At 45.0% G+C, this 15,051-nt stretch carries 11 protein-coding genes; 3 read left to right on the forward strand and 8 right to left on the reverse strand.

Going from position 1 to position 15,051, the window contains the following annotated elements:
• Positions 1-39: 39 nt before the first annotated feature.
• From ACYQ3Q_RS08715 to argF, 6 genes are all read right to left on the reverse strand, one after another.
• Positions 40-594, reverse strand: coding sequence for a 5' nucleotidase, NT5C type (locus tag ACYQ3Q_RS08715; RefSeq protein WP_459928199.1), 555 nt, complete (start codon positions 592-594; stop codon positions 40-42).
• A 1-nt stretch (position 595) separates the two neighbouring features.
• Positions 596-1,369 carry an NAD(+) synthase gene (gene nadE, locus ACYQ3Q_RS08720; protein WP_459928200.1) on the reverse strand — a complete coding sequence of 258 codons (774 nt, stop codon included), beginning with the start codon at positions 1,367-1,369 and terminating at the stop codon, positions 596-598.
• A 1-nt stretch (position 1,370) separates the two neighbouring features.
• Positions 1,371-2,828, reverse strand: a complete 1,458-nt coding sequence (locus ACYQ3Q_RS08725; protein ID WP_459928201.1) for a nicotinate phosphoribosyltransferase — start codon at positions 2,826-2,828, stop codon at positions 1,371-1,373.
• A 525-nt stretch (positions 2,829-3,353) separates the two neighbouring features.
• Positions 3,354-4,736 (reverse strand): argininosuccinate lyase, encoded by a 1,383-nt coding sequence (gene argH / locus ACYQ3Q_RS08730; protein ID WP_459928202.1) that lies wholly within the window; start codon positions 4,734-4,736, stop codon positions 3,354-3,356.
• A gap of 333 nt (positions 4,737-5,069) precedes the next feature.
• Positions 5,070-6,278 carry an argininosuccinate synthase gene (locus ACYQ3Q_RS08735; protein WP_459928203.1) on the reverse strand — a complete coding sequence of 403 codons (1,209 nt, stop codon included), beginning with the start codon at positions 6,276-6,278 and terminating at the stop codon, positions 5,070-5,072.
• 164 nt (positions 6,279-6,442) lie between these two features.
• The gene (gene argF / locus ACYQ3Q_RS08740; protein WP_459928204.1) at positions 6,443-7,387 is read right to left on the reverse strand and encodes an ornithine carbamoyltransferase; all 945 of its coding nucleotides are present in this window, start codon (positions 7,385-7,387) and stop codon (positions 6,443-6,445) included.
• Between the two features lie 222 nt (positions 7,388-7,609).
• Here argF and ACYQ3Q_RS08745 point away from each other — a divergent pair, with 222 nt between their 5' ends.
• The 3 genes from ACYQ3Q_RS08745 to ACYQ3Q_RS08755 all read left to right on the forward strand — a co-directional run bounded on the left by ACYQ3Q_RS08745 (position 7,610) and on the right by ACYQ3Q_RS08755 (position 10,630).
• Positions 7,610-8,839: a zinc ribbon domain-containing protein gene (locus tag ACYQ3Q_RS08745; RefSeq protein ID WP_459928205.1), complete on the forward strand. Its 1,230-nt coding sequence runs from the start codon at positions 7,610-7,612 to the stop codon at positions 8,837-8,839.
• A 61-nt stretch (positions 8,840-8,900) separates the two neighbouring features.
• Positions 8,901-9,401 (forward strand): cation:proton antiporter regulatory subunit, encoded by a 501-nt coding sequence (locus tag ACYQ3Q_RS08750; protein ID WP_459928206.1) that lies wholly within the window; start codon positions 8,901-8,903, stop codon positions 9,399-9,401.
• Entirely contained in the window at positions 9,401-10,630 is a 1,230-nt protein-coding gene (locus ACYQ3Q_RS08755; RefSeq protein WP_459928207.1) for a cation:proton antiporter, read from the forward strand. Before ACYQ3Q_RS08750 ends, ACYQ3Q_RS08755 begins: the two co-directional genes overlap by 1 nt.
• Before the next feature lie 84 nt (positions 10,631-10,714).
• Here ACYQ3Q_RS08755 and carB read toward each other — a convergent pair whose 3' ends face one another.
• Both carB and carA read right to left on the reverse strand, forming a co-directional pair.
• The gene (gene carB, locus ACYQ3Q_RS08760) at positions 10,715-13,909 is read right to left on the reverse strand and encodes a carbamoyl-phosphate synthase large subunit (protein WP_459928208.1); all 3,195 of its coding nucleotides are present in this window, start codon (positions 13,907-13,909) and stop codon (positions 10,715-10,717) included.
• On the reverse strand, positions 13,899-15,008 hold the full coding sequence (carA, locus tag ACYQ3Q_RS08765; RefSeq protein WP_459928209.1) for a glutamine-hydrolyzing carbamoyl-phosphate synthase small subunit: 1,110 nt from the start codon (positions 15,006-15,008) through the stop codon (positions 13,899-13,901). Before carA ends, carB begins: the two co-directional genes overlap by 11 nt.
• Positions 15,009-15,051 lie beyond the last annotated feature (43 nt).

Below are 15,051 nucleotides of genomic sequence, written 5' to 3' on the forward strand. Positions count from 1 at the left end.
ATGAAGACAGTTTCTTTATGTGTCTCCCTATTCATACTGCTATGGATTTAGTCGCCGTATTCCATCGAGAATTTCACCCCAGTTGTGACAGCGCGTAATGCCCGTTGGGAGTTCCTCTTGATTGTAACTAGCATTCAGTAAGAAGACTGGAACTCCACATTCAGCAATTAATTTGGCATTTACTTGATAATCCTCGATAAAGGCTTCAATGCCCCATTGTTTTACAAAATTTACTTTACTATCAAATCCAGTGAAGAGCACATGTTCATGATGGATTTCTTGCATCTTAAACCACTGAACGGTAAGATCCCTTTCTTCAAGTGCCCTAGCCGTTATATAAATCACTTCATGCCCTTCCTGAAGAAGGGTTTCAATCCCTTGCTTGGCTCCAGGAATCGGATGGGGCATCATAAGTAACCGCTCTACATTACTGACAAAGAAATTGTTCATATCCTCTCTCGGAACATCAAACACTAAATGCATCTCGTAATCGTCAATCACAGCAATATTCTTACCATAGTGCTGATTCAGTTCTTCCAACCAAACTGGGTAACTATCGGAGACAACACCATCAATATCTACTCCAATACGCACGTTAGTCGATCCCCTTCAGCTTCGGAAGTTCAAGACTGGGAGGCAGATGGCGTTTATGTTCACTTTGGCGATGCAGAGTTTCAAGACGTTCTTGGACTTCAGGTGCGACCTGTTCCCCCAGTATATAGCGATCGATTTGATCATAGGTTATCCCCAAATCTGCTTCATCCGTCTGGCCGGGCCAAAGTCCAGCAGTTGGTACACGTGTCGCAATTCTGAGGGGAAGACCTAACATCCTTGCCCAAGCGCGTACTTCTGCTTTAGTAAGAGAGCTAATTGGCAAAAGATCCACGCCGCCGTCGCCATATTTCGTGAAGTATCCTGTATAGCTTTCTGGAGCATTATCCGTTCCCACAACCAAATAATTCAGGGCATTGGCCACGGTATACAGCGTCGACATCCGTAAACGAGCCTTTAAATTTCCCTGACTCATTTTAGCCCCTACTACATCCCGTCCATTGCGTTTCAGACTCTTCATCACTTGATCGAAGACCTGTGTATGAGCATTACTCAGATCAACTTCCAGCAGTCTGATATCAAAACCCTCGGCAATCCACAGCGCATCTTCTTGGTCATCAGGAGCTGAATGACAGGGCATAATCACTGCAACACAATTCTCTGGAAATGCATGTTTGCAGAGTCCTGCGACAACAGCTGAATCAACCCCCCCGGACACTCCTACGACTAACCCTTTCGCGTTAGCTTCAGCGACCTTTTGGCGTAACCAGTCTACAGTTTGATCGATACGTTCTTGTAATTCTTCATCAGTCCACATTTTAGTCCACCCCTTGATTATTTGTTTTTATATCGTTATGAATAGTTAAGAGTAATTGTTGTTTCATGTCAAAGAGACCTTTCGACAAATCCACAATATAGCGGTGAGGATTCGTCAATCGCTTCACTTCATCCCAGAAAGTGTCTAATTCTATTCGGGCATAAGCCTGAATATCGTTGAGGTTTGGCAATTCACAAACTCGTTTCCCATTTTTGAAGACTGGGGTTAAGAGTTCTCTGGTCTCAAAATTTGTTAAGGTTTTTCTTTTCCAGGTCTGAATGGGATCAAAAATCGTCAGCGGTTTTCTCTTATCAAAAACTTCATCTTCTAGTGCGATAACATCCGCCATTGCTTTTCCCCCTCGATCGTAGAAACGCACTACTTTTTTGATCCCAGGGTTAGTTATCTTGGAGACGTTTTCAGAGACCTTAAGTCGAGGATGAAAAACACCCTGCTCTCCCTCAGCAGCCAGCTTATAAACTCCTCCCAATGAAGGCCAATCTTTCGATGTAATCAGATTGGTGCCCACCCCCCAAGCATTGATTGCAGCACCTTGAGCTCGAATGGCAAAGATAGTTTCTTCGTCTAAATCATTGGACGCCACGATGATCGCACGTTTAAGTCCTGCATCATCTAGCATACGTCGGGCTTCTCTGGACAAATACGTTAAATCTCCGCTATCTAAGCGAATTCCTTGGAAAGGATAGCCCTCTGCTTCTAACTCAAGCCCGACCTTTATCGCATTGGGCACCCCTGATTTAAGAACATTATACGTATCGACAAGCAACAAGCAGCGATTCGGAAAAGTACGCGCATAGGCTCGAAATGCCTCCAGCTCGGAAGGAAAGCACTGGATCCAACTGTGCGCTTGAGTTCCTGAAACAGGGATATGGTAGCGTTTACCTGCTAAGATATTCGAAGTCGATTGACAGCCCCCTATAAAGGCGGCCCTTGCTCCTAAAACCCCGGCATCAGGTCCCTGGGCTCTGCGCAGACCGAACTCCATGACCGGGCCCCCCTCTGCGGCAGTGACCACCCGTGAAGCTTTTGTGGCAATCAAGGTCTCGAAATTGACTAAATTTAGAATTGTGGTCTCAAGGAGCTGGGTTTCAAAAATGCGTCCTTTTACACGAATCAGTGGTTCATAGGGGAAAACCATAGTCCCTTCCGGTATCGCATCTATTTCCCCTGTAAAGCAGAAGTTACGCAGTTCCTCAATAAATTGCTCATTAAACAGGTTCAGGCTTCTCAAATACGTTAAATCCTCTTCACTGAAGGAGAGATTTTCGATATATTCGACGACTTGTTCGAGCCCTGCGGCTAGTGCATATCCCCCTTTAAACGGTAACTCCCGAAAGAAGACATCAAAGACCGCTTCTTTATTTTGATATCCATTTGTCAAATAACCCTGCATCATCGTTAGTTGATAGAGATCTGTTAACATTGTTCGATTCTCCATTGATAATAGCCTCGCTTCACACTGCTTAATCATGTTGTCATCTATACAGATAGCATGCAATTTCTTAATCAAATCATGCGTGAGAATTTCGACCTCTCGGTAAGATTTTCCTGCTTTATCTCTAAAATAAAAACCTAAAGGGAATGCCTCTAGGTTTCTATGATCGATTATGTCACATTTTCTTGAATCTACTCAAGAGTTATCCACAAGCTCACTTTAGTTTTCCACCGTTTATCCCTAGCTTATCCACCCAAAATTCGCTTCTCCGCGACGTTATCCACAGAGTTATCCACACTATACACAGGGTTTTTTTCGCTTTTCTTTAAAGACCCAAGGAGAAAGCCACTAATATAGTATGGTACAAACTTTGGTCAAACCCTATACGGGTATCTAAGATTATATTAAGCCATTGCTTAGCTTACCCACAGGTGTCAGGTCTGTATGCTTAATTACTTTTAAGATTAATTTAGTTAATTCCGTAATTCGAAATTCCCCCACTACTTTGCTCGAGATTTGCCTGCACTGTTACCAGCTTAAGTTCTCCAATATTTGGCGACTTACTCGAATTCCTTCTGCAACAGTTTCGGGTGAAGGGCCGCCCTTAAGCTTTCGGGCACGTACGCAAAACTCGATTCCTATGGCTTCAAACAAATCCGCTTCAAAAATTGGGGAGAGCGCCTGATAGTCGCTTAAACTTAAGTCTTCCAACCCAATTTCTTGCTTACTGCAGTGTAAAACAATCCGTCCGACTAGTTCATGGGCTTCTCGGAAGGGCAGCCCTTTTTTGGCTAGGTAATCTGCGAGATCCGTGGCATTGGTAAAGCCACCTTTCGCTCCACGGGACAATGTAGCCCGATGGATCTGCATCGTTCTGAGCATTGGTTCTACTATCAGTAAACATTTCTGAATCGTATCTACCGTATCAAAAACTGGTTCTTTATCCTCTTGCATATCTTTGTTATAAGCAAGCGGAAGTCCTTTCATAACGGTTAATAGGGCCACTAAATCCCCATAGACTCGCCCTGTCTTCCCTCTTACTAATTCCGCTACGTCTGGGTTTTTCTTTTGAGGCATGATGCTTGACCCTGTAGAGTAGGCATCATCCATAGAAATAAACTGAAATTCTCCGCTGGACCAGAGAACGAGCTCCTCACACATTCGACTTAAATGCATCATCATGATTGAAGCGGCGGCTAAAAACTCAAGGGCAAAATCTCTGTCACTCACTCCATCTAAACTGTTCAAGGTCACACCCGCAAACCCTAGTTCGAGGGCCGCCTTCTCTCTATCTAGTGGAAACGTCGTTCCAGCCATTGCTCCTGAACCGAGCGGTGAAAAATTTAGGCGTTTACGGGTATCTTTGAGCCGATCGAGATCACGCAAAAACATTTGAACGTAGGCCATCATGTGATGGGCCATGGTAATCGGTTGTGCCTTCTGCAGATGGGTATAGCCCGGCATCCATGTTTCGAGATGCTCCTCTGCCAAATTAAGCAGCGTATGCAGTAGTTTCTCCACTAAAACCTTCGTCTGGTCAATCTCCACTCTCAAATAAAGCCTTAGGTCTAAAGCGACTTGATCATTTCGGCTTCGCCCTGTGTGAAGTTTTTTTCCTACTTGCCCAATTCGCTCAGTTAAAAGCTTCTCAACATTCATATGTATATCTTCAGCGCCGATCTCAAATTCTACCCTTCCCGCCTGGATATCATCTAAGATCCCAGCTAAACCCTCAATTAAATCGTTTGCTTCCTCTTCCGAGATAACCCCGACACTGCCAAGCATTCTAGCATGGGCTATACTCCCTTGAATATCTTGTTTGTATAAGCGTTGATCAAAACGTATTGAGGAATGAAAATCTTCCACCAATGCGTCCGTAGTTTTTTCAAAACGTCCGCCCCAAAGCTTCACGTTACATCTTCCTTTCAAGTTGTAATTTTATGCAATACAGCCTTCCGACCGCTAACTATTAAGCCTTCTCATGGTAGTGTTTTAACCACGAACATCTTTTTCTAGTCATAGCGGCACTCCGCACCCTAACCTTTTCATTCTCTGGTGTTCAGCCGGGCATTAAGGTCCAGATAGTGTGAAGATAAGCGCCGGGTATCGGCGCTTATCTTTGTTTATTTTCATTTAACTTCACTTGTCGGCGAAGGAGGAGACTCCACTATACGATGCGTAAGTATTCGACAGGGATTTAGCCCTTTGGCGTAAGTCTTGATGTTCAGCTTTTGTTGAACAAGTTTACTTTCGTAAACCTGATTCCTTCTCCATTAAAGCTCTTACTTTTAACGGCAAACCGAAAAGGTTTATAAATCCGCTGGCATCCTTTTGGTCATATACCCCATCTTCGCCAAAGGTCGCATATGCTTCATTATAAAGGGAATAGGGCGATTTTGTACCTGCTAAGGAGCAATTGCCTTTATATAATTTCACGCGTACCGTGCCAGTGACGTTTTTCTGGGTTACATTAACAAAAGCATCTAAAGCTTCACGAAGCGGTGAATACCAAACTCCGTCATAGACTATCTCTGCATATTTTAAGGCGATTTGTTCTTTATAATGGAGTGTGAGACGATCAAGTGTAAGATGTTCTAGGGCCTGATGTGCCATATAAAGGATTGTTCCCCCTGGAGTCTCATAGACGCCACGAGATTTCATCCCGACAAGGCGGTTTTCTACCATATCGACGATTCCAACCCCATTTTTTCCACCTAATTCGTTGAGAGCTTCCAAGAGGGCCACGGGGGCAAGTTTCTGACCGTTCAATGAGGTAGGAACCCCTTGTTCAAAGCCAAGTTCGAGGTAAGTGGCCTCATCCGGCGCATCTTCCGGAGAAACACCCATTAAGAATAGATCACGCTTAGGTTCATTCCAAGGGTTTTCTAGGTCTCCACCTTCATGGCTTAAGTGCCAAAGGTTGCGGTCCATGCTATACGGACGATCTTTAGTTACCGGAACAGGAATTCCACGTGCTGCAGCATAATCAATGCAATCTTCACGAGACTTGAGATCCCAAATCCGCCAAGGAGCAATAATTTCTAAGTCTGGGTTCAGCGCTTTAACACTTAGCTCGAAACGCACTTGGTCGTTTCCTTTGCCGGTCGCACCATGGGCAACAGCAACCGCCCCTTCCTTCTCCGCAATCTCCACTAAACGTCGAGCGATTAGAGGGCGGGCAAAGGAAGTCCCCAAAAGATACTTCCCTTCATAAACCGCTCCAGCCTTTAAAGTCTGAAAGATAAATTCCGAAACAAACTCCTCTCTTAGATCTTCAATATAGAGTTTGCTCGCACCACTTTTAATCGCCTTTTCTTGAAGAGGAGCTAACTCTTCCCCTTGACCGAGATCTGCAGCCATTGCAATGACTTCATAACCATAGGTTTCTTTGAGCCAGGGTATAATAATGGATGTATCCAAACCACCAGAATACGCTAAAACAACTTTTTTCATATTAAATCTCCCTTTTCTAAAATAATCTAAGGAACGTTCGGTATGCAAGTTGGGGACGGTTCTCGACTTGCATACAACTTGCACTCTTCGTTCCATATTTCAACGAATCTTATTCCTTTGTACTTGATTCGTACTTTCCCGCCTCGTCGCAAACCAAACAAGAGTTACATTACTAAGGCCATAATCGCCTTTTGAGCATGCAGACGATTTTCTGCCTCATCAAAGACCACTGACTGAGCCCCTTCTATCACATCATCGGTAATTTCCTCCCCACGGTGTGCTGGAAGACAATGCAGTACAATTGCGGATGGATTTGCTAATTTCAGGGCATTCGAGTTAATCTGATACCCTTTAAACGCTGCCATTCTGACTTGAGCTTCTGCTTCTTGACCCATACTTGCCCATACATCTGTGTAAAGAACGTCGGCACCTTTTATCGCCTCTAAAGGCTCATCCACGACTTCTACACATCCACCGTTATTCTTGGCATCTGCCTGGGCTAGGGCAACTATCTTGGGATCTGGCTTATATCCAGGCGGTGAAGCAATTACCACGTGCAATCCCATCTTGGCACAGCCAAACATCAGCGAATGAGCCATGTTGTTTCCATCACCAACGTAGGCAAGCTTCAAACCGGCCAGGCGCCCTTTATGCTCTTGAATGGTCATAAGGTCAGCCAATACCTGACAGGGATGTAACAGATCTGTGAGTCCATTAATGATTGGAATAGTGGAAAATTCAGCTAAATCTAAGACTTCTTGATGGCTGAACGTTCGAATCATTATCCCATCGACCATCCGCGAAAGAACACGTGCCGTATCAGCAATCGTTTCCCCTCTGCCCAGTTGAATATCTCGACCACTTAAAAAGAGCGCATGCCCCCCTAATTGGTACATTCCCACTTCAAACGAAACTCGGGTCCGTGTCGAAGACTTCGTAAAAATCATCCCCAAGGTCTTGCCTTGAAGCACATGACGGGGATGTCCCGCTTTTTGCTCTGCCTTAAGTTCCCTAGCTACATCGATGATGCAGCTTAATTCATCTTGAGAAAAATCATGAAGCGAAATGAAGTCTCGTCCTTTAAAAATAGCTTGATCAATTTTTGTCATTCTTACCCACTCCTTCAATATGAATTATTATACATTCATATGTATAATAATTCAATACTAAAACTATTGTTTTCTCAGTTTACCTCTTTCAATTTTTTGATCTACCTTGCAAGCTTAGTATAGTTTGCTGCAGGATTAATAAGCTAATACAGCGAAGATAGATTAATCAATAGTCGCATCTATTTCTCGAGCTTAGTAATTTATAATATAGGAGGAAGTAATATGACCTGGTCCGAACGCATGAAATCCGCATGGATTACTTTTAAACGTGCCGCTCTCCCTTTGTACGCCTGGACTCTAATTTTTATTGTAGTTCTTGTTGTCTTAGCAATTGCCATGGTTTTGGGAGTATTCGACCAATTACGCTGGACAATTCCTCATATTTATCAAGGATCCTTTTCATCAGGAATGCCCGTTCCGGGAGTACCACCTGCTCCATATTTCTCTTCCTCTATGCCCCCGTTCGGTTCCCTAGATGATGATCCCTTTGCCTACTTCGGAGGCTATAACAACTTCTCCAGGATTCTATCTGCGGTCGGCAGCGTAGTCGGAACTCTAGCCTTGATTTTAATGGTTGGTTGGTTAATTGGATCGGCTTTTTACACTGGCTTATTTAACTTAACCAATAAGGCTTATCGGGAAAAAGTATCCTTCAAAGATTTCCGTTTCAAGGGTTTCTTCCGTTTTCTCGGCTGGCAAGGGTTTATCGTTTTAATTCAGTTATTGCTCTTGATTGTAGGGCTGATCGGTGTCTTTTCCCTGAGACAATCCGAAGGTGCTATCGTCGCTTTCCTGATTGTTTATGGTCTCTTTCTAGTGTTAGGGTTGCTATTTCTTGTGCCTTGGTTTTCCTCCTCTTCAATTTATCTTCTAGCCCACGGTCAGGAAAAGTTTTGGGTTGCACTTTCCGGCAGCTGGCGATTTTCCAGAAGACACATGGGCTCCCTATGGGGATTTATAGGTACCGTAATTCTGATTCAAATCGCCATTGAAATTCTGATGGGAATTTCATCGTCAGGGCTTGCAGGGTTAGCAAACTTGATCATTAGCCCTTTTATCGCAGTTCTATCCATCGTTTGGGTCCTAAGTCTTGAAGACGAGGAACGCAAAAAGGCTGACGACTTATATGATTATTCTACCACAAATTCTACAAATCCCTATCCTGAAATACAGACCCCCATCATAACTCCACCAGTCTCTGCCTCACCTGACATTCAGGTCCCGCCCTCTGAGCACGCGTCTGAAATGAGTAGCCCTGAAGTTAAGAGCACACAACAATTTAACCAACCCAAGCTATCCTTGCACAAACCTCAGCCTGCAGAGTCTTTACCCAACATCCCTGCTGAGCCCGTCCCCAACTATTCGAACGAAACCCCGCAATTTTGCCCCTCTTGTGGAAAGGCTAATGCGGGGACGGCATATTGTCCGAAATGTGGAACAAAGCTAATTTAACCATCAAATGTTGAAATTACTGCCTTCCCCTTTCGTTAGAGTAGTGATGGAGGTTAATACCATGAAATTAATTAGAGAAATAGATTTACCGGGTATTGGCAAGAAGTTTCAACTCCAAACCCGCAGCGGAGAAAAGATCGTTATCGTGGTACATGATGACGGACGAAGGGAAGTTTATCATTTTTATCGTGAGGACCCGGATGATTCTATCTCGATGGTAACCTTAGATGACGAAGAATCGCGCTATATAGCCGCTATACTCGGAGGGATGAATTATCGTCCCAAAGCATTAGAGACTGTGGATGTTGCCTTAGGCGATATGCTTATAGAATGGTACAAAATTGAGCCTGATGCCTATGCTATTGGAAAAACCATCGGGAATATGTGTATTCGCAAGGTTACCGGTGGGACGGTTATTGCAATTGTAGAATATGATCAGAGTAAAATAGTCAATCCCGGTCCCGAGGCAACGTTTCGAAATGGCGCTACTGTTGTAATTCTTGGTGAAAAGCACCAGGTTAAAGCATGTAAGCAGCTGTTATTTCACGGGAGTGTTCAGTAATGGAGCACTTGATACTGGAAATTGGACTTGCACTAGCTTTAATTGCAGGTGCAGGGATTCTGGCCGGTAACCTCAGAATTTCTATCGTACCAATTCTAATTTTAACTGGCATGGTAGTTGGCCCACAGGCGCCTCACATCAGCGTCTTGGACTTTAGATTTATTCAGAGCGCCCCGTTAATTGACTTCATGGGACGTTTAGGTGTGCTGTTTCTCCTGTTTTCCTTAGGGTTGGAGTTCTCTATTAAACGCCTTTTGACTGCGGGACCCTCCATCATCAGAAGCGGGACAATTTATATGGTTATTAACTTGACCATAGCTATTATATTTCCTATACTGCTGGGTTGGCCGATTAAGGAAGTACTTGTTGTGGCAGGTATTATGACTATTTCCTCCAGTGCAATCGTAGCAAAGGTAATTGTTGATTTAAAGAGGGCAGCTAATGATGAAACGGAGATCATTTTGGGTTTGATGATGTTTCAAGATGTCTTCGTAGCTATTTATTTCTCTGTTGTTTCCGGTCTGGTTCTTGCCGGTTCCACTTCCATTTCAGAGATAATAATGAGTGCATTAATGGCCCTTTTATTTATCGGTGGTTTTTTATTTTTGGGGCATAAGTTGGTTCCAAAACTCGACCGTTGGTTGGATATTCCCTCTGACGAAACGTTTATGTTGGTAATTTTTGCTATTTTAGTTTTGGTAGCCGGTTTTTCTGAAACTCTACATATTGCTGAAGCCATCGGAGCTTTACTCATTGGTCTGGTACTGGCGGAAACAGATCATTCCGAACGCATAGAGCATTTAATTGTTTCCTTCAGAGATTTCTTTGGTGCCCTTTTCTTCTTTAGTTTTGGTTTAAGCATCGACCCCTTTGCCTTGGGTGGGGCAGTTTGGCCTGCTGTAATCGCTGTTATTTTAACCCTTTTAGGCAATATTGTGTCGGGCGTTTGGGCAGGGAGGAAAGCTAGTCTCTCCCACAGAGCCTCACTGAATATTGGTCTGACTATTATTTCGCGGGGTGAATTTTCTATTATTTTAGCCACTCTTGCGAAGGCAGGCGGATTATTAACTTCGTTGCAACCCTTTGCCGCCTTGTATGTTCTCATTCTTGCCGTACTGGGACCCCTGTTGACGAAGGAATCACGTTGGGTCTATAACCGATTAAGGCCATTACTAAAATGGCCGCAACTTCCAGATAGAAGAAGGTTAAGGAAAAATACAGGTCATTGAAGTGAGCTGTGAGGTCAATCAATTAAAGTAAAGACGTCTAAAACTCCCGCTCGACAATCTCGAGCGGGAGTTCCTATTTTTTCTCTACAATGCTAGATACTCCTGCAAGGAGAGCACCTGGGGAGTGGTATGGCTCCGAATTTCATGCAAGGCCCGAACGACGGCTTTGGCCGTATCCATCGATGTAAAGCAGGGAACCCCATGTTCCGCCGCTAGCCTTCTTAGCAAATAACCGGTCCTCCCTGGGGTCTCTTTAGTGGGAGTGCTGAGGACAAAGGAAAATTCTCGCTGCCGGATGGCCTCTTGAAGAGCCTCGCTGGATTCACTGACCTCTTCAACCTCTACACCGCACAAGGCTAAGGCTTTTGCCGTATCTCCCGTTCCCTTGACTCCAAACCCTAACTGAGCAAGTTGGCGAGCCAAGGTGATGGCCTCGGGGCGATCTTTTTCCGCCACAGAAACCAAGATGTTTCCGTCCTTGGGGAGTGGAATATGTGAGGCTGCAAAGGCCTTGGCCAAAGCGTGCCCAAATTGAGTGTCCATTCCCAAAACTTCACCGGTCGATTTCATTTCCGGTCCCAGAGATGTTTCGACTTTAGTCAATTTTTCGAAGGAAAAAACCGGAGCTTTCACGACGACGAAGGGTACTTCTGGAGCGAGCCCATGTTTGTAACCCATGTCCTTCAAGGTTTTACCTAAGGAAACTTGAACCGCCAAATTTACTAAAGGGATTCCAGTGACTTTAGAAAGGATAGGCACTGTACGGCTTGCTCTAGGGTTCACTTCAAGAACATACACTTTGCCTCGAACTACAACATATTGAATATTTATGAGTCCTTTGATGCCGATTCCCAAGGCAAGACGACAGGTAAAATCCTGAATTTGTTCTATTTCAGCAGGGGTTAAACTTTGAGGCGGATAAACTGCCGAACTATCCCCTGAGTGAACTCCCGCGCGCTCGATGTGCTCCATAATACCCGCGATCACGGTAGTTTCTCCATCCGAGACGGCGTCCACTTCGACTTCTTTTCCTTCCAAGTACCTATCCACCAAAATGGGATGCTCGTCGGATAGGTGAATTGCCCTTCTTAGATAATCTTCAAGTTCCTCGAGGGTTTCAACGACTTGCATAGCACGTCCGCCAATGACGTAGGAAGGACGAACGATCAGCGGAAATTCAAGTTGCTCTGCAACTTTTTTCGCTTGAGCAACAGACGTTACACTTCGCCCTTCGGATTGGGGAATTCCAAGTTGACTTAAAAGTAATGCAAAACGTTCACGATCTTCTGCTAAATCAATCGCGTCGACGGTTGTACCTAAGATTTGAATCCCAGCAAGACTCAATCGACCCGCTAAATTAATAGCCGTTTGCCCTCCGAATTGGACTAATACCCCATCCGCTTTTTCCTTCTCTAAAACATGAAGCACATCTTCCACCGTCAACGGCTCGAAATATAATTTGTCGGCAGTATCAAAATCTGTAGATACGGTTTCTGGATTATTATTAATCATGATGGCTTCCACCCCCGCTTCTTGCAAAGCAGAAAGGGCATGGACAGAACAATAATCAAATTCAATCCCTTGTCCGATCCGAATAGGGCCTGAGCCTAGGACAACTACTTTAGGACCCGTACTAATAGCAACCTCATCTTCTTCTTCATAACTGGAATAGTAATAAGGAGTTGCTGAGGTAAACTCTGCCGCGCAAGTGTCAACGGTCTTATAGACTGGAATGATTCCGAGGGCCACACGCATGGCGCGTACTGCTACTTCCGAACGCCCGGTGAGCTTCGCAATCGCTAAATCAGAAAATCCTTGCACTTTAGCAAACCGCAGTAGTTCAGTGCTTAATTCCTCCCTCTGTAAGCGCTGTTCAAGGGAGACAAGGTCTTTGATTTTTGACAAATAGAAAGAATCGATTTGGGTAAGCCTTTGAACTTCAAGAATGGTCCAGTCTCGGCGGAACGCTTCAGCTAACGCGAAGAAACGCTCATGATCCGTTCGAACCAGCTTATCTTCAATCTCCATCTCTGTCCAGCCTCCAGAGGCCTTGATGCGGAGCCCTACGCTTCCTATTTCTAAAGAACGTGTTGCTTTCAACAGAGCCCCTTCTAAAGTCCGTTCCATCGCCATGACTTCTCCGGTCGCTTTCATTTGCGTACCGAGACGGTGATCTGCGGCAGGAAACTTATCAAACGGCCACCGGGGGAACTTGACAACGACATAATCTAGAGCAGGCTCAAAACAGGCACTGGTATTCCCGGTCACTGGATTTGTTAATTCTGGAAGGGTAAATCCAACGGACAACAGGGCTGCCATTTTGGCAATGGGATAGCCCGTTGCTTTTGAGGCAAGCGCACTGGAACGACTAACCCGCGGGTTAACTTCGATCACCACATATTCACGACTCATTGGATTTAAAGCGAACTGGACATTACAGCCACCGTTAACCCCTAAGGCCCGAATAATTTTCAACGAGGAGGCCCGCAGCATCTGATATTCAACATCTGTTAAGGTTTGGGACGGTGCTACCACGATACTATCTCCGGTATGGATTCCGACTGGATCAATGTTTTCCATGTTGCAGATCGTAATACAGTTATCCGCGTCGTCTCGCATAACCTCATACTCAATTTCCTTCCAGCCCGCTACACTGCGCTCCACAAGACATTGTCCAATCGGGCTAGACTGTAGTCCTCTTTGCAAAATATCTTCTAGGCTTTTAGCATTTTTAACAATCCCCCCACCCGTCCCGCCAAGAGTATAGGCTGGCCGAATAATTAAGGGAAATCCTTGCTTTTTAGCGAACTCCTCACCCTCTTCCAGGGTTGTCACGATCACACTTTGGGCCACAGGTTCGCCAAGGGAAAGCATGGTTTCTTTAAAGGCCTCACGGTCCTCTGCTTTATAGATTGTTTCAGCATTACAGCCAATCAGGTCTACACCATAACGCTTTAAAATCCCACTTCGTTCCAATTCCATCGCTAGATTAAGTCCCGTTTGCCCACCTAAGGTGGGTAGTAGCGCATCAGGACGTTCTTTGCTCAGAATCCTCTCTAAAACCTCGGGTAACAGGGGTTCGAGATAGGTAATACTCGCCATGGTTACATCCGTCATAATCGTTGCCGGATTACTGTTCACCAGCACCACTTCTACCCCAACTTCACGAAGGGCCTTGCACGCTTGGGTTCCGGCATAATCGAATTCTGCAGCCTGCCCAATGACAATCGGTCCAGACCCAATGACAAGGACCTTTTTCCACGCCGGGTTAAGTGGCATCTTGAGCCCTCCTTTTCTGCATTAAGTCCGCAAAATCCTCAAAAAGATACAAGGATTCACTCGGGCCTGGTCCAGCTTCTGGATGGTATTGCACAGAAAAAACAGGCAAATCCCGATGTTTTACCCCTTCAACACTTTGATCGTTGAGGTTTCGATGAGTCACATATAAAGGAGTCTGTTCCAGACTTGCTTCAGCAATCGCATAGCCATGGTTTTGAGAGGTGATCGTCACACGTTTCGATTGAAGATCTTGGACGGGTTGATTTCCCCCTCGATGCCCAAACTTCATTTTATAGGTGTCTCCTCCCAAAGCGAGTGATAAAAGTTGATGCCCCAAACAAATTCCGAAAATGGGTCGTTTCCCGATCAAACTACGTATCGTCTCTATCCCCTCTGCAACCTCCTTAGGATCTCCAGGCCCATTGGATAGAAAAATCCCATCTGGATTTCTCTCTAAAATCTGCTCTGCAGACGCCGTATGTGGAACCACTGTCAATTCGAACCCACTCTCCTGCATAGCCTGTAAGATATTTTTCTTAATCCCAAAATCCATCACCACGACATGGAACGATTCACTCTTGGTAAGGGCACCAGATATAGCGGGTAAGGTGTAGATTCCAGGGGTGCTGACTTTAGCCACAACATCTGTAGGAGAAATCCACTTCGTCAACCTCGGGACCCACTCATCCAGATGTTCAACCTGAGTCGTAATCACTCCGCGCAAAACCCCGTGTTCACGAATAATCCGTGTTAAAGCACGTGTATCAATCCCTTTAATCCCCACAACCCCAAATTGAGCTAATGTCCTGGAAAGATTTTTCTCCATCTGCCAGTGACTAGGATGACGACCCGCCTCTTTCACGATAAACCCCTGAACCTGAGCTTTCTTCGATTGATCATCCTGACTGTTTATGCCGTAATTCCCAATCAGCGGATAGGTCATACATACCATCTGTCCCGCATAGGATGGGTCGGTTAACACCTCTTGGTAACCCGTCATTCCTGTGTTAAAAACGACTTCTCCCACAGCTTCTCCAGTTGCTCCGTAAGACTCCCCTATAAAGATTTTTCCGGTTTCAAGTACGAGTGCTGCTTTCATTCCATCCTCCTCGAAGAAAAATCTTTTGAACTCTGATCACTGG

The organism is Desulfosporosinus burensis, assembly GCF_054657535.1.